Consider the following 17602-nt stretch of genomic DNA (forward strand, 5'->3'; position numbering starts at 1 on the left):
TTCTCTGAATTCCTGACGATTTAGCAAATCAGTTTCGAATCATCAGCGGCCGTCTGGCGTGCGCATGCCAAACCACTTGTCGCGAACCTTGCTGTAGTGTTCGGTGGGCTCGTAGCGGGCCACCTGCAGGTTCAGGAATTCCGCATCAAGACGGCCCATGGCGGATAGCAGCTGATAGGCGCTGACGATGCGGTTACGCTGCGCGGTCACCAGATTTGAGCGCTGCGTGATCAGCTCGCGCTGGGAATCGAGCACGTCGAGCGTGGTGCGCTGACCGACGCGCTGCTCCTCGATGACACCCTGCAGGGCGAGCTGCTGCGCTTCCACGGCAGCCTGAGCCGCAGTGATCGAAGCCTCGGCCGCCTGATAATCGCCCCAGGCAGTGATCACGTTGGCACGGATCTGATTGCGCAGAACGTCCAGCTGGATTTCGGCCTGGCCGAGTTCTTCCTTGGCCTGACGCACGCGGGAAGACAGGGCGCCTCCCTGATAGAGCGGAACGGAGACGCGGCCAAGGACGGAGGCGGAATTGACGGTGCTGACCGACTGGGACGGCTTCCAGTCGCGGCCGATGGAGCCTTCCAGCGTGACGGTGGGCAGCTGCTCGCCTTCAATCGTCTTCACATTGAAAGCTGCCGCATCAACCTGATGCTGCGCCTGGCGCAGAAGCGGCTGATACTCTTCGCCCAAGCGGATCGCTTCTTCGACTGAACGCGGCATCAGCCTGCCGACCGGGGTCGAGGCCGAAAGGTTGCGGGCCTCGATGCCCACGACCTGCTCATAGACGGCGCGGCTGGCATTCAGGTTTGCGATGGCCGAGTTGAGGTTGGCCTGAGCTTCCGCGTGACGCGCTTCCGCCTGGGACACATCGGTGCGGGTGCCCTCACCCACCTCGAACTGATCCTTGGACGCGCGCACCTGCTCACGCAGGAACTCAACCGAGCTGCGCTGCAGGGCAACGAGCGCCGTGTCGCGGATCACATTCACATAGGCCTGTGCTGCGGACAGCAGCACATCCTGCTCGGTCGCGTTCAGGCTTTCGCGCTGTGCACGGACGAGAGCTTCGGCCTGCTTGGTCGAGTTCACCGTCCGGAAACCGCGGAACAGAGCCTGCTGAATCGACAGCGACATGGACGCATTGTTGCGGATGTTGTCGGGGCCAATTCCAGTAGAGGTACGGGTCGAGCCAACGGAGGCATTGGCCGTAATTGTCGGACGCCAGTTTGCCAGAGCTTGAGGCACACGCTCATCCGTCGCACGGAGCGCAGCGCGGGCTGCGTTCAGGGTCGGATTGTTGGCATATGCCAGTGCCAGTGCCTCGGAAATGCTCTCAGCCTGAGCCGTGGAAGAAAGCGCGAAGGCATTGAGACCAAGCAAAGCAGCAGAAAGGGTTATACGAAAACGCACTGAAAACGCCCCTTGTATGTACGGGCCCCCACCCGTGCTGTCATTTGGCGGGGAGTATACCCAGCTGCAACGCCCTGCCTACCCCTCACCGAAAATTAAGAATCTGTTTCTGTCCGGCTGAGGCAGCGTTGCAACAGGTAACGTCATACGTAAAGCGCCCGAAAACTGCAGATTTTCAGCAGCTTCCGGGCGCGAGACTTGAACGGCGTTCAGATATGTGTGTTCTCAGAAGACGAATTCGGGGGCCTTACCGAAGCCGGGCAGAGTATGCGCGCTGGCGTTGAAGCCAAAGCGGGCACCAATCACCGACCCGGAGTTCTGATAGACACGGGCAAGGCCGGCCCCGCCACGCCCTTCGATGGCCACGAGCCGCCCGCCTTCCTTCAGCTGGCTGGCCAGTTGCTCCGGAATGAAGTCAACGGCGCCATCCAGAAGGATCACGTCATAAGGGCCTTCCGAAGCGCAGCCCTCAGCGAGCTTGCCTTCCACGACGGCGGCATTCTCAATGCCCAGGCTGACGAGGGTCTGGCTGGCGCGGGCCGCAAGCCCGGCATCCTCTTCCACCTGGACCACCGTTCCGGCGATCCCTGCGAGCACAGCGGTGCTGTAGCCGGACGCTCCGCCAACAACGAGCACAACATCATCCGCTTTCACTTCGGCAAGCTGGATCAGTTTGCCGAGCACATGCGGCTTCAGGAGATAGCGCGGTGCCCCTGTGTCGGACACGAGCGTGTCTTCATCGATATAGGCAACCGGCTTCTTCGAACCTGCCACGAACAGCTCACGCGGGACGGATTCCATCGCGTCGAGGATCCGCAGATCCGTGACATCATTGGTTCTGAGCTGGTTATCCACCATTCGCGTGCGGGATTGCGCGTAGTCACCCATCGCGTGCCTCTTTCGATTTCTGGCGAAAGCCTCTCCAACTTTCTTGCCTGATCCATTACCGGGCGCAGGCAGGCGTGACAAGGGGCAGATCGGCGCAGCCCCCTGCCTTCTCGGTGCATTCAAGCAGGCCTCTTCTGCATGGGGCCGGGGCCATGATGCGCCTCACCCTGCGTTCTCCGCCGATTGCGGCCCTGCCCGCCAGCACAGATGCAACTGATCAAGGAAGGGAAAACGCAAAGAGGCCGCTTGACAGGAAAGAGGCGGTAGTCGAAAAGACGCGCCAAGGCCTCGTGGCGGAGTGGTTACGCAGCGGATTGCAAATCCGTCCACCCCGGTTCGATTCCGGGCGAGGCCTCCATCCCCCTTTACACCTCATAAAAGACAGTCAGGTTACAGCGCTCAGCCTTGCGCTTCGAGCAGAGCCGTGGCTTCGTCAGCTGTCATGGGCATGCCGAGAAAGTAGCCTTGCGCCTCCGGGCAGCCAATTGCCCGCAGTGCCTCAACCTGTGCTTCCCGTTCGACGCCTTCGGCGATGACCCGCAGCTTCAGCTTCTGCCCGAGTGTCACCACGGTCTCGGCAATCCCCCGGTCGCTTTCGTCCCTGTCAATGTGGCGGACAAGGGCCTCGTCAATCTTGAGCCGGGAGACGGGGAAACGTCTGAGAGAAGCTAGGCTGGAGTGCCCTTTGCCGAAGTCGTCGATGGCGAGACCAACGCCCAGCGCGTGCAACTCGGCCATGACGGCCACCGCCCGCTCCACGTTCTGCATCAGAACGCCTTCGGTGATTTCCAGCTCCAGCAGCCCCGGCCGCAAACCTGCCTGTTTCAGGGCGCCCATGACGGTCTGGGTCCAGTCCGGATCACTGAACTGCTGCGGCGCGATGTTGATGCTGATCTTGAAGCCGGAGAACCCCTGCTCCTGCCAGAGCCGCGCCTGCTCCACGGCCTGGCCCAGAACCACGTGGCCAAGTTCACAAATCAGCCCCGCCTCCTCCATCAGCGGCACGAAATAGCGCGGCATGATGAGGCCTTCGAAGGGATTTTCCCAGCGCACCAGCCCTTCAAAACCGGTAATCCGGTTCTCCACGAGATCGACCTGCGGCTGGTAATGCAGGATGAACTCATTGTTGCGCAGCGCACGGCGTATCCCTTCAAGCATCTGAAGCTTGCAGGACGACGTCTGCCCTTCGACGGGAGAATACAGGTGAAACGTGTTCCGTCCGGCGCGTTTGGCCGTGTACATCGCGGTATCGGCACACTGGACCAGCGCGGCAGCCTCCGTCGCATCATCTGGATAGCAGGCAGCACCCATGCTGCTGGTGACGTGAAAAGACTGCCCGGCCAAATGCACCGGCAAAGACAGCTTTTCCCGCAGACCGCGCAGGAATGGGGGCAATTCCTCAGGCGAGGCAATCGAGCCCTCCAGGATCAGCACAAACTCATCGCCGCCAAGGCGCAGCACCTTGCCACGGTCCTGGACCTCATCGCTCAGCCTTGCTGCAATGGAAAGCAGAAGCCGGTCACCGGCGGCATGGCCGAGACTGTCATTGACGGTCTTGAAATTGTCGAGATCGACAAAGACCACCGCCACACGTTCATCCGGCAGGTGCACCCTGGCCAGCGCCGCGTCGATGAAGCTCTCCAGCTGGCTGCGGTTCGGCAGGCTGGTCAGCGGATCGTGGTGGGCGAGAAAGCGTATCTTCTCCTCGGCCCGCTTGCGTTCAATGGCAATGGCTGCGATCCGGGCCGTGTCGGCGATCAACCGGTCTTCCACGGGTCCCGGCACGCCCGGGGTCTGCTTGTAAATGGCGAATGTGCCGAGCACCCGATTGTCCAGCGACATGATCGGTGTGGACCAGCAGCAGCGCAGCCCGAATTTCGTGGCGAGCGGATGATAGTCAGCCCAGAGCGGGTCGGCCTGAATGTCGGCAACTGTCACGGGTTTGCATGTGTAGGCCGCAGTGCCGCAGGAGCCGACGCTGGGGCCGATCTCGACACCATCAATCGCATCGCAATAGGCCTTCGGAAGGCTGGGCGCCGCACCGTGGCGCAGATGGCGGCCATCCTCATCCAGAAGCAGGACGGAACAGATGGCACCGTCCAGTTGCCCCTCGATCAGACGGACCATGCATTCCAGAACATCCGAGAGAGGGGCGCTGGAGGCAATCATCTCCAGCACATGCGCCTGGGCATCGCGCAGGCCATCGGCCTTGCGCCGCTCGGTGATGTCGCGGCAGACACCGAAGAGGCCAACGATGTTCCCGTCATCGTCCCGGAGAGGATATTTCGACGACGCAAACCAGCGGCGGGCACCATTGGGTTGAATGATGCATTCCTCCTTGTCGATCAAGGGAATGCCGGTGCGCAAAACCTGCCTCTCATCCCTGAAAAAGCCCATGGCCACAGGAAAGGGATGCAGCTCGAGATCCGTCTTGCCGATCAGGCTGTCCGCCGACTCCAGCCCAAGATCGGCTGCAATGGCACGATTGGCGAGCACAAACCGGCAGCGGGTATCCTTGACGAACAGGTAGTCAGCCACCTGATCAAACATGGTGCGCAGCCAGACACGTTCCTGCAGAAATTTTTCCCGTACCTGCAAGCCGGATTTGTGCATGGAACCATCCTGCTCCGGCTGAGTTTCCAGCAAACCGGACATCTCTGCGTGGTCAGTATTGTCAAAATTACCACGCCCAGAAATTACAGGATTCCATTTGGAATTCATAATACTTCCCCTGAGGCAATCCGAGTCATGCTTCAGCATCATCGACAACCTAAAGTCATAAACTTAAATGAACCGCAAAACATCAACTTGGTGACGTCAATTTGTATAAATTCAGACTTAATGCCAAGGCTTTCGATGCTGCCGCATCACGCCTTGAAATTGCTCAGGCGCCGCACGGGCTTGACCGGCGCTCGATGAGCTTGACTCATCGAGCGCCGGTATAAGTTCCGGAGCCGTGACAGGAGCACACTCAGACAAGGGCCGAGGGCGGCCGCCAGGGCAAAAAAACTTTTGCCGGGCGCTCCGATCGGGTTATCTCCAGCTCACGAAGGCTCCACCGGCAGGGCCACAATCCAATCAAGAGAGCATGATGAAACACGGCGGCGATCTGTTTCAGGCCATGGCAACCTATGGCGGGGCGGAGGAAGACTGGCTGGACCTCTCCACCGGCATCAATCCGCATGCCTATCCGGTGCCTGCCAGCCTGCCGGCCTCCGCATGGACCCGCCTGCCCGCGCATGCCGCGCAGGAAAGCCTTCTGAAAGCAGCCCGTGCCGCCTATCAGGTGCCCGCGCATCTCGGCCTTGCCGCGGCACCGGGCACGCAGGTGATCCTGCCGCATCTGCCGGCCCTTCTGCCCGAAGGCAGCATCACCATCGCAGGCCCCACCTATTCCAGCCACGGCGATGCCTGGCGGGGCGTCGGACGGCAGGTGAGCGAAGCTTCAGACATTTTCCACGAGAGGCCGGAAGGCCGGATCGCCCTCATCGTCAGCCCCAACAATCCCGATGGCCGCTGGCATGAACCGCAGGCGCTTCTGAAGCTTGCCAGAGACATGCAGCAGCGCGGCGGCTTTCTGGTGGTGGACGAAGCCTTTGCCGACGTGGATCCGTCCCGCAGCCTGCTGCCGCATCTGACGGAAGAGCCGGTGCTGGTGCTGCGCTCCTTCGGCAAGTTCTTCGGTCTTGCCGGATTGCGCCTCGGCTTTCTGGCGGGGCCTCGGAACATAACGGATGTACTCGCCCGGCGCCTGGAAAGCTGGTCCGTCAGCGGTCCGGCGCTGGAAGTCGGTACGCAGGCCCTGCGGGATCTGGACTGGCAGGCCGCCATGCGCAAGACGCTGGCGCAGGAAATGGCCGCACTTGAAGACGTGCTGCGGGCCGCAGGTCTTGCGATCCGCGGCGGCACTTCGCTTTACGTGCTGGCAGAGCATCCGGGCGCCGCCCGCCTGCATCAGGCGCTGGCGCGGCATCATATCTGGGCGCGCGCCTTCGACTATGCCCCGGCCTGGCTACGCTTCGGCCTGCCCGGCTCGCCGGAAGGCCTTGCCCGTCTGCAGCAGGCACTCGCCAAAGCCATGGCATCGCGCGAAGAGGCAACATCGTGCTGAGTGATCCGCTGGCGCTCTGGCTGCTGCTGGGGGCCATAGCCCTTGATGCCGTCATCGGCGATCCTGACTGGCTGTGGCGGCGCCTGCCGCATCCGGTGGTATGGATCGGCAAGCTGATCAGCCTTATGGACCGCAGCCTCAACCGCGAAAGCTGGCCTGCCGCCTTGCGCCGTATGGCTGGCCTCCTGACGCTTGTCCTGCTGGTGGCCGGGGGGACGAGCACCGGTTTTCTGCTGCAGGCAGGCCTTTCCGCCCTACCCTATGGCGAGGCCGGGATCATTGTCATCGCCGCCGTGTTCCTCGCCCAGAACAGCCTCTATGTGCATGTGAAGGCCGTCGCCGATGGCCTGCGTAACGGCGGGCTGGCAGGCGGACGCCGGGCCGTGTCGATGATCGTCGGGCGCGATCCGGAGCAGCTGGACGAAAGCGGCGTTTCCCGCGCCGCCATTGAATCCTGCGCCGAGAACTTCTCCGATGGCGTTGTGGCTCCCGTCTTCTGGTTCGCCGTACTGGGCCTGCCGGGGCTCATCGCCTACAAGGCCGTCAACACGGCCGATTCCATGATCGGACACAAGACGGCCCGGCATCAGGATTTCGGCTGGGCTTCGGCCCGCTTTGATGACCTGATCAACCTGCCCGCCTCACGGCTTTCGGCCCTGTTCATCGCGTTCGCCGCCCCTCTGGTCACTGGTTCGCCCTTGCGGTCCCTTGCCACAGTTCGCCGGGATGCCGGGCTGCACCGCTCTCCCAATGCGGGTTGGCCGGAGGCGGCGATGGCCGGGGCCCTTGGCGTCGCACTGGCGGGCCCGCGCGCCTATGCCACCTACCGGGTGGAAGACCCCTTCATGAACCCGCAAGGGCGCAGGGATGCAGGCGAAGCCGACATCCGCCGGGCCCTGCATGTGCTTGCAGGGGCTTGCGCAATCGAGGCTTTGCTGCTTCTCATCATGGCTCTGGCATTATCCTGATGCCATGATCCATGAAAACACTGGCCGGACCGTGAGATGATCCCGTTTTCCGCAGCTGCCGAGAATAACAAGACCCCCATCCTCGAAATCCTGAAAGACGCCTTTGCCGGGTCAAGCCGTGTGCTGGAAATTGCCAGCGGCACAGGCCAGCACGCGGTGCATTTCGCCAAGAACCTGCCGCATCTCGTCTGGCAGCCCAGCGATCTGCCCGAGCATCTGGCGGGGCTTGAACAGCGGATCGTTGAAACCGACCTCGACAACATCGGGGAACCGCTGGAACTCGACGTGCTGGACCTGCCTTGGCCGACGCCGGACCGGGAGGCGGACGACGCCTTCGACGCGATCTACACCTCGAACAGCCTGCACATCGTCAGCTGGGAGGGCGTCGAAGCCTTCTTTGAAGGGGTTGGCGAAACGCTGGCAGAGGGCGGCACGCTCGCCATCTATGGCGCCTTCAAATATGGCGGTGCCTTCACCACGCCCAGCAACGAGGCCTTTGACCAGAGCTTGCGCAAGAAGGACCCGAAGAGCGGGTTGCGCGACTTTGAAAAAATCGACGCCCTCGCCCGCGCCATCGGCCTGACGCTCCTCGCCGACCATGCGATGCCGGCCAACAACCAGCTGCTGATCTACCGGCGAGGCTGAGGGGCACAGCCCCTCCCCCCACTCTGCGCCGCCCCGGGCGGAGCGAAGCGCTTGGCCGGGGTGACTCAGTGCCTGCTGCCAGAGGGCGAGCCCCATTAGGGCTCGCGTCTGTTGTTCAGAGTGGAATGTTGTCGTGCTTCTTCCAGGGCAGCTCTTCCTGCTTGGAGCGCAGGAGGGCAAGGGCACGGGAGACACGCTTGCGGGTGGAATGCGGCATGATCACTTCATCAATGTAGCCGCGCTCGGCTGCGACGAAGGGATTGGCGAAACGGTCCTCGTAATCCTTGGTGCGCTTGGCGATCTTGTCCTTGTCGGACAATTCCGAGCGGTAGAGGATTTCGACCGCGCCCTTGGCGCCCATCACCGCGATTTCAGCGCTCGGCCAGGCGTAGTTGATGTCGCCGCCGATGTGCTTGGAACTCATCACGTCATAGGCCCCACCATAGGCCTTGCGGGTGATGACGGTGATTTTCGGCACCGTTGCCTCCGCATAGGCGAACAGCAGCTTGGCGCCGTGCTTGATCAGCCCGCCATATTCCTGCGCCGTGCCCGGCAGGAAGCCCGGCACATCGACGAAGGTGACGACCGGAATGTTGAAGCAGTCGCAGAAGCGCACGAAACGGGCGGCCTTGCGGCTGGCGTCGCTGTCCAGCACCCCGGCCAGCACCATCGGCTGGTTGGCGATGATGCCCACGGTGCGCCCTTCGAGGCGGCCGAAGCCGGTGATGATGTTCTTCGCAAAGCCCGCCTGGATCTCGAAGAAATCCCCCTCGTCCAGCGTCTTCATCACAAGCTCCTTCATGTCGTAGGGCTTGTTCGGGTTATCCGGCACCAGCGTGTCGAGGCTCATGTCAATGCGGGAGGGATCGTCATGGCAATCCACCTCCGGCACATCGGCCAGATTGTTCATCGGCAGGAAGTCGATGAGGCGGCGCATTTCCAGAAGCGCCTCCACATCATTTTCGAAGGCGCCGTCCGCGATGGAGGACTTGGTGGTGTGGATGCTGGCACCGCCCAGTTCTTCTGAGGTCACCGTCTCGTTGGTCACGGTCTTCACCACATCCGGGCCGGTGACGAACATGTAGGACGTATCGCGCACCATGAAGATGAAGTCGGTCATGGCCGGAGAATAGACGTCACCGCCCGCGCAAGGGCCCATGATCAGCGAGATCTGCGGAATGACGCCGGAGGCCGTGACATTGCGCTGGAACACCTCGCCGTAACCGGCCAGCGCTGCCACGCCTTCCTGAATGCGCGCGCCGCCGGCATCGAACAGGCCGATGATGGGCGCGCGGTTCTTCAGAGCCATGTCCTGGATCTTGATGATTTTTTGGGCATGAGTCTCGGACAGCGAGCCGCCGAAGACCGTGAAGTCCTTGGAAAAAACATAGACGACACGGCCATTTACGGTGCCCCAGCCGGTGACGACGCCATCGCCCGGGATATGCGCCTCGTCCATGCCGAAGTCCGTGCAGCGGTGCTGCTTGAACATGTCGAATTCCTCGAAGGACCCTTCGTCCAGCAGGATGTCGATCCGCTCGCGCGCCGTCAGCTTGCCGCGCCCGTGCTGGGCGTCGATGCGGCGCTGCCCGCCTCCCAGCCGCGCTGTCTCGCGCCGGTGCTCCAGTTCGGCCAGGATATCCTTCATCATCCGCCTCTTCAGAAAAAAACATCTGCCGCAGGGTCTACCACGTCAGAGCCAAAGACGAGAAGTCAGCACAAAGAAGGACCTTTGCCGTCAACGCCGGGAACATTGCACAACTTCTAGGCACATGAGCGTGAAGATTGTTCTTTTGCAGCCTGCGCGGATTTGCCATGCTTGCCTAAATGAACAGCAATAACGGCGGGGTACGGAATGGCGCCAGAGCGGGAGGTCTTCAATGAGATGCTGGGGGCAGACGGGCGGCCGAGGCCGGCCTACGCAAGACTGGCCGAATGGCTCGACAGCCAGCCGAAAAACTTCCTGACGCGCAAAAGCCGGGAAGCAGAAACAATCTTCAGGCGCCTTGGCATCACCTTTGCCGTCTATGGCGCCCAGGAGGCGACGGAACGCCTCATCCCCTTCGACCCCATCCCGCGCATCATCTCCGCCGCCGAGTGGCGCCGCCTGTCGGCCGGCATCGAGCAGCGCGTGCGTGCCCTCAACGCCTTTCTGCATGACATCTACCACCGGCAGGAGATCATCCGCGCCGGGCGGCTGCCGGCCGAACTGATCCTGCAGAATGATGCCTTCCTGCCGGAAATGGTGGGCTTCACTCCGGCCCGGCGCGTCTATTCGCACATCATCGGCACCGATCTGGTGCGCGTTGGCGAGAATGACTTCTACGTCTTGGAAGACAACACGCGCACGCCCTCCGGCGTCTCCTACATGCTGGAGAACCGGGAAACCATGATGCGCATGTTCCCGGATCTGTTCCAGATGCACCGGGTGGCGGCAATCGAGCAATATCCGGATCTTCTGCGCCAGACGCTGGAGAGCGTTGCGCCCGACACGACGCGCAAGGAACCGACGATCTGCATCCTGACGCCGGGCATCTACAACTCGGCCTACTTCGAGCACGCATTCCTCGCCGATCAGATGGGCGTGGAGCTGGTGGAAGGGCGCGATCTCTTCGTCGACAATGGCAAGGTCTGGATGCGCACCACGCGCCAGCCCAAGCAGGTGGACGTGATCTACCGGCGCATTGACGATGCCTTCCTCGATCCCCTCACCTTCCGCCCGGATTCCATGCTGGGCGTGCCGGGGCTCTTCGACGCCTACCGGGCGGGCACGGTCACCATCTGCAACGCGCCGGGCACCGGCATTGCCGATGACAAGGCCATCTATGCCTATGTGCCGGACATCATCGAGTTCTACACCGGCCAGAAGCCGATCCTGAACAACGTGCCGACCTGGAACTGCTCGCGGCCGGACGACTTTGCCTATGTGCTCGACAACCTCGCCGATATCGTCGTCAAGGAAGTGCATGGCTCGGGCGGCTACGGCATGCTGATCGGCCCCACCGCGTCCAAGCGCGAAATTGCCGCCTTCCGGGAGATCCTGAAGGCCAATCCGAAGAACTATATCGCCCAGCCGACCCTGTCGCTGTCTGCCTGCCCCACCCATGTGGCCTCCGGGGTTGCCCCCCGCCACGTGGACCTGCGCCCCTATGTCCTGATCGGTGATCAGGTGCGGATCACCCCCGGCGGGCTGACCCGCGTGGCGCTGAAGAAGGGCTCCCTGGTCGTGAATTCGAGCCAGGGCGGCGGCACCAAGGATACCTGGGTTCTGGAGGACTGATCATCATGCTCGGCCGCACAGCCGCCTCCCTTTTCTGGATGTCGCGCTACAAGGAGCGCTCCCACAACACCGCACGCCTGCTGGAAGCGGCATGGCGCACCGCCATGATCCCGCAACAGGGCATGAACGAGGCCGAAGACTGGCGCTCAGCGCTGGCAGGCTCGGGCTGCGAAGCGGCCTTCATGGAGAAATCCGGCGAGGTGACCTCGCGCGCGGTGACGAATTTCATGCTGTTCGACAAGGAGAACCCCTCCTCCGTCCGCAACAGCCTGGAGATGGCCCGCAACAACGCCCGCGCCGTGCGCACCGGCATCACGTCCGAACTCTGGGAGGCAATCAACACCACATGGATCGAGTTCAGCGACGTCAAGCCCCACACGCTGGCGCAGGACAAGCTGCCGGAGTTCCTCACCTGGATCGGCCAGCGCGCCATGCTGTTCCGCGGCGCGCTGCTGGGTACGCTGCTGCGCGATGACGGTTATTCCTTCTCGCAGCTTGGCCATTTCGTCGAGCGGGCGGACCATACGGCCCGGGTGCTGGATGCCAAATACTGGATCCTGCTGCCCGTCACCGACATGGCCGGCAAGGGGCACCATCACCAGTGGTCCTCGATCCTGCGCGTCATGTCCGGCCTCAGAAGCTACCGCTTCGCTTTCCCCAATGCGGAGCTGAAGGCGGCGAATATCGCCGAGTTCCTGATCCTGCGCCGGGAAATGCCGCGCTCGCTGGCGCACAGCTACGACTGGCTCAACAGCACGATGAATGATCTGACCGCCTATTACGGCGAGCAGATGCCGAGCGCTCCCCTCGCAGGCACGATGCAGGAACAGCTCAGGACCGGGCACATGCGGGATATCTACAGCAAGGGCCTGCATGAGTTCCTGGTGGACTTCACCCTCCGGAACAACGCTTTCGCCGATCGGGTCGCCCGTGATTACAATTTCGCCTGACCGAAGAAGAAGGCCGAAGCCAGGAGACAGCATCCGATGCGCCTGACAGTCCGCCACACGACGCATTACCGTTATGACACCCCGCTTGCCAATGCGATGCAGCAGCTGCGGCTGACCCCGCCATCCTGCGCGGGCCAGACGATCCTTGACTGGCGCATCGAGGCGCCGGGCATGGACCGGGCCACCACCTACCGGGATGCCTTCGGCAATCTGGTGCATATGGTCTCCAGCAGTGAAGCGCTGGAGGCCGTCACCATCACCGCCTCCGGCACGGTGGAAACCACCGACCTCAACGGCGTTCTGGGTGAGGAACCCGTGGAGACGCCGGTGCGGATCTACACCCGCGTCACCCCGCTGACAGAGGCCAACAACGCCATCCGCAAGCTCTCCGGCCTGCTGACGCCGGAAGACCAGATCGGCGGCTGCCATGCCCTGATGCATGCGATCCGCGACAAGGTGGCCTACAAGGTGGGGGTCACCGAAACCCATGCGACGGCCATTCAGGTGCTCGCCGCCGGGGAAGGCGTGTGCCAGGACCATGCTCACATCTTCATCGCCGCCGCCCGTGCGGCCGGGGTGCCCGCCCGCTATGTCTCCGGCTATCTGCTGCTGGACGAGGATCAGGAGTCCGAAGCTCATCACGCCTGGGCCGAGGCTTATGTCGAGGGGCTCGGCTGGGTCGGCTTTGACGTTTCCAATGCGATTTGCCCGACCGAGCGCTATATCCGCTTGACGGCTGGGCTGGACTCGCGTTCCGCTGCTCCGATACGCGGCATCCGGTTCGGCGGCATGGAAGAAAACCTCAATGTCGAGGTGGATGTCACCCGCGCCGGAAGCCAACAGCAACAATAACAGGCCGAAGCGGCCGGATGATGAAGCGGACCCCCTTGCCGTGACTTACTGCGTTGGCCTGAAACTTGACCGTGGTCTTGTGTTTGCCGCCGACACCCGAACCAATGCGGGTGTCGACAATATCGCCACCTTCAAGAAGCTGCATGTCTGGGAAGAGCCGGGCGAGCGTGTCTTCACCCTGCTGACGGCCGGTAATCTCGCCATCACCCAGTCGGTGGTGTCGATCCTGTCCGAACAGATCGCCTCGCCCACCCTCAGCAAGACCAATCTGATGAATGCCGGAACCATGTTCCAGGCAGCCCGGCTTGTCGGCCAGGCCGTGCGGGATGTGCGATCATTGGATGGCGAGGCACTGGCGGCCAATGCGGAAAGCTTCTTCGTCACCTTCATCTTTGGTGGCCAGATCAAGGGCGAGGAACCCCGCCTGTTCCAGATTTACTCGGCCGGCAATTTCATCGAAGCGACCTCGGACACAACGTTCTTCCAGATCGGTGAGAACAATTACGGCAAGCCGATCCTCGACCGCGTCTCCCGCCGCGACATGCGCCTTGGTGAAGCTGCCAAGATGGCGCTGCTGTCTTTCGATTCCACCCTGCGCTCGAACCTGTCGGTGGGCCTGCCCATCGACCTGATGCTCTACAACACCGACAGCTTCACCGCCCACCGCCAGAAGCGCATCGACCGCGACGATCCCTATTTCCAGGCCCTCTCCACCGGCTGGTCCAACGCCCTGCGCAAAGCCTTCACGGAAATTCCTGAATTCGAGATCTGAGGCGCCGGAAGCCGGACCGTACCGGCTGTGCCTTGGGCATTCTGCCTATCTTCCTGCGCCGTCCCGGCCTTGTGCCGGGACCTGTCAGGGACGAGTGGCATCAGATTGAAAATAGAAGAACTTGACCGGAAGTGCGCCCATCACAGGCCCCGGCACAAGGCCGGGGCGGCGCGGAGTGTGGGGAGAGGCTGTGCTTTACTCTGCAGCCGCAAGTCCTGAAGCCGCAACCCTACGCCCCCGGCACTGAGTCACCCCGGCCAAGCGTAGCGCGAGCCGGGGACCACTCGCTTGCAGAGCTTTCAAGTTTGTTCCAGCGGTGAGGCGGAGAGCCGAGCCAGTCCGCCGCGCCGCTCTGGTCAATGGCATCTCTCTGCGAGCGAGTAGACCCCGGATCTTCGCTGCGCTTCGTCCGGGGCGACGCGGAGAGGGTGGTGAGCAGAGATGGCCCACTCACACACAGATTCAAGCGGTTGAGAAACGGATTCAACTGCGCGGCAATCAGATTCAACGGGTTCGGAAACTGATTCAAGAAGCTGCGAATTTGATTCCGGTTAAGCCATCAACAACATGAAATAAAACACTTTTTCCTATCCATGACCAAGGATCAGCGCGGCGGCGTGGAACTCGGTCTTCTTGTAGGTGCGGATGCGGCGGGCCTCGGTGTCTTCGCCCCAGAGTTCGGCGTTCCAGTCCTCGTCCACATGGGCAGCGGCCCAGAGGTCTCCGGCGCCGTGGTTGCGGCGGGCGAGAAGCAGGGCGATGACGGCCGAACCAGTGACGCTGGTCACCGTGTGCAGGGCTGCGAGTTCCAGCGCCGTGAATCCGTCCAGAGTCTTGCGGAAAGCGGCCACCAGCGCCTCGTCCTGCGGCACATGCATGATGCCGCCGGACAGGCGGAAACGGCCGCCGAGTTCGGCTTCTGCTGAGGCCAGCAGCGGGTCCCAGATCTGGCGCTGGCGTTCGGTCAGCCGCTCCGGCTCGCTGGCGCGGTAGCACAGGGCATCATTGCCGGCGTAACGGGCGATCTCATCGGCGACTTCCGCAAAGCGGTCCCCGACCGCATCGATCGCCGCATTGGCGATACGGGTCAGCGGCATGATGCCGGGGTTGATCACCTTTTCCTGCGCGTGCCATTCTGCAGCAACTGCGGCAGCAAGGCGGGCATCGGGCAGAAGCAGCGGCTTGCGGCCCGGCGTCTTCACCGCGCGGCCATCCAGCAGCACTGCGTGGCCACCCTCAGCAGGGGCGGAAGAAGCAACATCATAGAAGCGCTTCGGCAGCTCCCGGCGCGAGAGTTCCTTGGCCCGCTCGACCGGATCATATTTGGCAAGGTCCGAGTGGATCTCTTCAAAGATATCGCGCATCAGAGCGTCTCCAGTGTCCAGCCGAGGCAGCGGGCAATCGCGCCGTCGATCTCGTCAAATTGGTCAATCACCGCGTGGGCTTCTGCCCCATGCAGCAGGTCTGCCGTGTGGTAGCCCCAGGACACGCCGACGGCGAGCGCACCGGCGGCACGGGCCATTTCCATGTCAAAGCTGGTGTCGCCGATCATCACTGTGCGCAGGGGCTCGGCGCCCGTTTCGCCCATGGCCCGCAGTACCATGTCCGGATGCGGCTTGGAGGGGCTGGTGTCGGCGGTCTGGATGGTGATGAAGCGGCCTTCCAGATCATGCAATTTCAGCATGTGGTCCACACCGCGCCGGGCCTTGCCGGTGGCGATGCCCAGCAGCACGTCTTCGCGCGCGCCAAGGCGCAGGATGGCCTCGCGGGCGCCCGGATAGAGCGGATCATGATCCAGCCCCGCCTCACGGCGGCTGCGCTTGGAGGCCCGGTAGGCCTCGGACATCATCCCCACCTTGCCGCGGTGATCGGGGTCCACCAGACGGGCGAAGGCCTGTTCCAGCGACAGGCCGACGATGGACAGCGCCTCCTTGCGGCCCGGCATCGGCAGGCCGGCGGCGGCAAAGCCGACCTCTAGCCCGTGCAGGATGGTCTCCTGGCTGTCGATCAGCGTGCCGTCGCAGTCAAAGATCACAAGATACATGGGCAGGCAGGGTCCTCATACCAAGTCTTTTGATGCTGACGCATCACGCCTTGAAGTTGCTCATGCGCCGCACGGGCTTGACCAGGTCTCAATGAGCGAGGCTCATCGAGACCTAGTATCAGTCTTCCTCGTCCAGCTCCGGAACATAATCGGCCACATCGAAGCCGAGCAGGTTCCAGGTCTGCTGCATGTGCGGGGGCAGCGGCGCGGAGACGTCGATCCTGCCGTGACCCGAGGGGTGCGGGATGATGATGCGCCGGGCCAGGAGGTGCAGGCGGTTCTGGATGCCGCCGGGCAGTTCCCAGTTCTCCACGTTGAAATACTTGTCGTCCCCGATGATCGGGTGATGAATATGGGCCGCATGAGCGCGCAACTGATGGGTACGGCCGGTCACCGGCTTCATGGTCACCCAGGACAGCTTCTGCGCCGACTGCTCCACCACATTGTAGAGCGACACCGCGTGCTGGGCCTCGTCCTCGCCATGACGGGCAATGCGCATGCGCTCCTCGCTCTCGTCACGGGCGAGATAGGTGGAGATGCGGCCCTGCTTGGGCTTCGGCACGCCGGCGAGCATCGCCCAGTAGATCTTGCGGGTATTGCGGTGGCGGAAGGACTTGGTCAGTTCCTGCGCGGCAAGGCGGGTCTTGGCGACGAGGATGATGCCGGAGGTTTCCCGGTCCAGCCGGTGCACGAGGCGGGGCTTGTTGCCCTTGCTGTCGGTGAAGGCATCCAGCATCCCGTCGAGATGGCGGCGCAGGCCCGAACCGCCCTGCACGGCAAGACCAGCGGGCTTGTTCAGCACCATCACCATGCTGTCCTCGAACAGCATCATGTCCTCGATGGCCTTGCGGTCGTCATCGATGAGCTTGGTGGACTTCGGCCGGGCGTTTTTGCGGTCGTCCGCCTCGATCTCGATGCCGAGCGGCGGAATGCGCACGCTCTGGCCGGAGGCAAGGCGGGTGGCGCTTTCTGCGCGCTTGCCGTCGACGCGCACCTGACCGGTGCGCAGCAGCTTCTGCAGGTGGCCGAAGCCAAGGCCCGGGAAATGGACCTTGAACCAACGGTCGAGGCGCATGCCAGCCTCATCGGCGGACACGGTCTTGAGTTCAATAGCGGACATATGGGTCTCGTTCTGGCGCTTGCCCGGCTTGGAGCGGGTATCCGGGACGGCCAACGCGGCACGTCAAACCGGCCCGGCAGGGCGCAGCTGTTGTTGTGCTCCTCTTAAGCGTCCTTGGCCCGCAAGGGAAGAGATTTCGCATCCCGGGCGCGTCACAAGGCCCGAAAGGCCGGAGTTTCAGGCTCCGACACTGCGGGCAATGGCGAGACCGGCAAAGACTGCGAGGATGGACAGGAGAACCGACAGGACCACATAGAGCAGCGCCAACTGCACCGCCCCCTTCTCCCACAGCAGCGCCATGTCCAGCGAGAAGGCGGAAAAGGTGGTGAAGCCGCCCAGAATTCCGGTCGCCACGAAGAGCCGCAGCCCGGCCGAGGTGCCGGGATTGTAGCGCAGCAGCCAGCCAATGAAGAGGCCCATGATCAGCGATCCGGCCACATTCACCGTCAGCGTGCCATAGGGAAAATTCGGCCCGAACCAGCGCAGGGTCAGGAGGTTCATCCCGTGCCGGAGCGCCGCACCAATACCGCCGCCGAGCGCGACGATCAGAAAACTGCCCATTCTT

Annotated in this window: 15 protein-coding genes and 1 tRNA gene; 8 read left to right on the forward strand and 8 right to left on the reverse strand. The window is 62.8% G+C overall.

The window, feature by feature from the left end:
- Nucleotides 1-42: 42 nt before the first annotated feature.
- Together ACVNHC_RS06775 and ACVNHC_RS06780 are read right to left on the reverse strand one after the other, a co-directional pair.
- Complete coding sequence (locus ACVNHC_RS06775; protein WP_247647843.1) at nucleotides 43-1407, reverse strand: TolC family outer membrane protein; 1365 nt, start codon at nucleotides 1405-1407, stop codon at nucleotides 43-45.
- Nucleotides 1408-1632: 225 nt separating this feature from the next.
- Nucleotides 1633-2295: a protein-L-isoaspartate O-methyltransferase family protein gene (locus tag ACVNHC_RS06780; protein WP_050474685.1), complete on the reverse strand. Its 663-nt coding sequence runs from the start codon at nucleotides 2293-2295 to the stop codon at nucleotides 1633-1635.
- Nucleotides 2296-2579: 284 nt separating this feature from the next.
- Between ACVNHC_RS06780 and ACVNHC_RS06785 the strand changes: the two genes are divergently transcribed.
- Nucleotides 2580-2653, forward strand: a tRNA-Cys gene (locus tag ACVNHC_RS06785).
- Nucleotides 2654-2694: 41 nt separating this feature from the next.
- Here the strand turns inward: ACVNHC_RS06785 and ACVNHC_RS06790 are convergent.
- Nucleotides 2695-4908 (reverse strand): EAL domain-containing protein, encoded by a 2214-nt coding sequence (locus ACVNHC_RS06790; RefSeq protein WP_457166798.1) that lies wholly within the window; start codon nucleotides 4906-4908, stop codon nucleotides 2695-2697.
- 475 nt (nucleotides 4909-5383) lie between these two features.
- On the opposite strand from ACVNHC_RS06790, the gene cobD reads away from it, so the two are divergent.
- Genes cobD through ACVNHC_RS06805 form a run of 3 tightly spaced genes read left to right on the forward strand, consistent with a single transcriptional unit; the run spans nucleotide 5384 to nucleotide 8019 of the window.
- Nucleotides 5384-6406: a threonine-phosphate decarboxylase CobD gene (gene cobD, locus ACVNHC_RS06795; RefSeq protein ID WP_457166799.1), complete on the forward strand. Its 1023-nt coding sequence runs from the start codon at nucleotides 5384-5386 to the stop codon at nucleotides 6404-6406.
- Nucleotides 6400-7374 carry an adenosylcobinamide-phosphate synthase CbiB gene (cbiB, locus tag ACVNHC_RS06800; protein WP_457166800.1) on the forward strand — a complete coding sequence of 325 codons (975 nt, stop codon included), beginning with the start codon at nucleotides 6400-6402 and terminating at the stop codon, nucleotides 7372-7374. The genes cobD and cbiB overlap by 7 nt, the downstream gene beginning before the upstream one ends.
- A gap of 36 nt (nucleotides 7375-7410) precedes the next feature.
- Nucleotides 7411-8019: a DUF938 domain-containing protein gene (locus tag ACVNHC_RS06805; RefSeq protein ID WP_457166801.1), complete on the forward strand. Its 609-nt coding sequence runs from the start codon at nucleotides 7411-7413 to the stop codon at nucleotides 8017-8019.
- 115 nt (nucleotides 8020-8134) lie between these two features.
- Here ACVNHC_RS06805 and ACVNHC_RS06810 read toward each other — a convergent pair whose 3' ends face one another.
- On the reverse strand, nucleotides 8135-9667 hold the full coding sequence (locus tag ACVNHC_RS06810) for an acyl-CoA carboxylase subunit beta (protein ID WP_050474744.1): 1533 nt from the start codon (nucleotides 9665-9667) through the stop codon (nucleotides 8135-8137).
- 207 nt (nucleotides 9668-9874) lie between these two features.
- On the opposite strand from ACVNHC_RS06810, the gene ACVNHC_RS06815 reads away from it, so the two are divergent.
- Genes ACVNHC_RS06815 through ACVNHC_RS06830 form a run of 4 tightly spaced genes read left to right on the forward strand, consistent with a single transcriptional unit; the run spans nucleotide 9875 to nucleotide 13873 of the window.
- Entirely contained in the window at nucleotides 9875-11299 is a 1425-nt protein-coding gene (locus ACVNHC_RS06815) for a circularly permuted type 2 ATP-grasp protein (RefSeq protein ID WP_019965835.1), read from the forward strand.
- Between the two features lie 5 nt (nucleotides 11300-11304).
- On the forward strand, nucleotides 11305-12249 hold the full coding sequence (locus ACVNHC_RS06820; protein ID WP_094462893.1) for an alpha-E domain-containing protein: 945 nt from the start codon (nucleotides 11305-11307) through the stop codon (nucleotides 12247-12249).
- A 36-nt stretch (nucleotides 12250-12285) separates the two neighbouring features.
- On the forward strand, nucleotides 12286-13101 hold the full coding sequence (locus ACVNHC_RS06825) for a transglutaminase family protein (protein WP_457166802.1): 816 nt from the start codon (nucleotides 12286-12288) through the stop codon (nucleotides 13099-13101).
- A 40-nt stretch (nucleotides 13102-13141) separates the two neighbouring features.
- Nucleotides 13142-13873 (forward strand): peptidase, encoded by a 732-nt coding sequence (locus ACVNHC_RS06830; protein WP_457166803.1) that lies wholly within the window; start codon nucleotides 13142-13144, stop codon nucleotides 13871-13873.
- 587 nt (nucleotides 13874-14460) lie between these two features.
- Here ACVNHC_RS06830 and ACVNHC_RS06835 read toward each other — a convergent pair.
- The 4 genes from ACVNHC_RS06835 to crcB all read right to left on the reverse strand — a co-directional run bounded on the left by ACVNHC_RS06835 (nucleotide 14461) and on the right by crcB (nucleotide 17598).
- Nucleotides 14461-15237 carry an ATP12 family chaperone protein gene (locus ACVNHC_RS06835; RefSeq protein ID WP_457166804.1) on the reverse strand — a complete coding sequence of 259 codons (777 nt, stop codon included), beginning with the start codon at nucleotides 15235-15237 and terminating at the stop codon, nucleotides 14461-14463.
- Nucleotides 15237-15917, reverse strand: a complete 681-nt coding sequence (locus ACVNHC_RS06840) for an HAD-IA family hydrolase (RefSeq protein ID WP_457166805.1) — start codon at nucleotides 15915-15917, stop codon at nucleotides 15237-15239. The genes ACVNHC_RS06835 and ACVNHC_RS06840 overlap by 1 nt, the downstream gene beginning before the upstream one ends.
- Nucleotides 15918-16035: 118 nt before the next feature.
- Nucleotides 16036-17037 carry an RluA family pseudouridine synthase gene (locus ACVNHC_RS06845; protein ID WP_457166806.1) on the reverse strand — a complete coding sequence of 334 codons (1002 nt, stop codon included), beginning with the start codon at nucleotides 17035-17037 and terminating at the stop codon, nucleotides 16036-16038.
- A 177-nt stretch (nucleotides 17038-17214) separates the two neighbouring features.
- The gene (gene crcB / locus ACVNHC_RS06850) at nucleotides 17215-17598 is read right to left on the reverse strand and encodes a fluoride efflux transporter CrcB (RefSeq protein ID WP_162544281.1); all 384 of its coding nucleotides are present in this window, start codon (nucleotides 17596-17598) and stop codon (nucleotides 17215-17217) included.
- Between the last annotated feature and the right edge of the window lie 4 nt (nucleotides 17599-17602).

The sequence above is a fragment of the Pannonibacter sp. Q-1 genome (assembly GCF_054073275.1).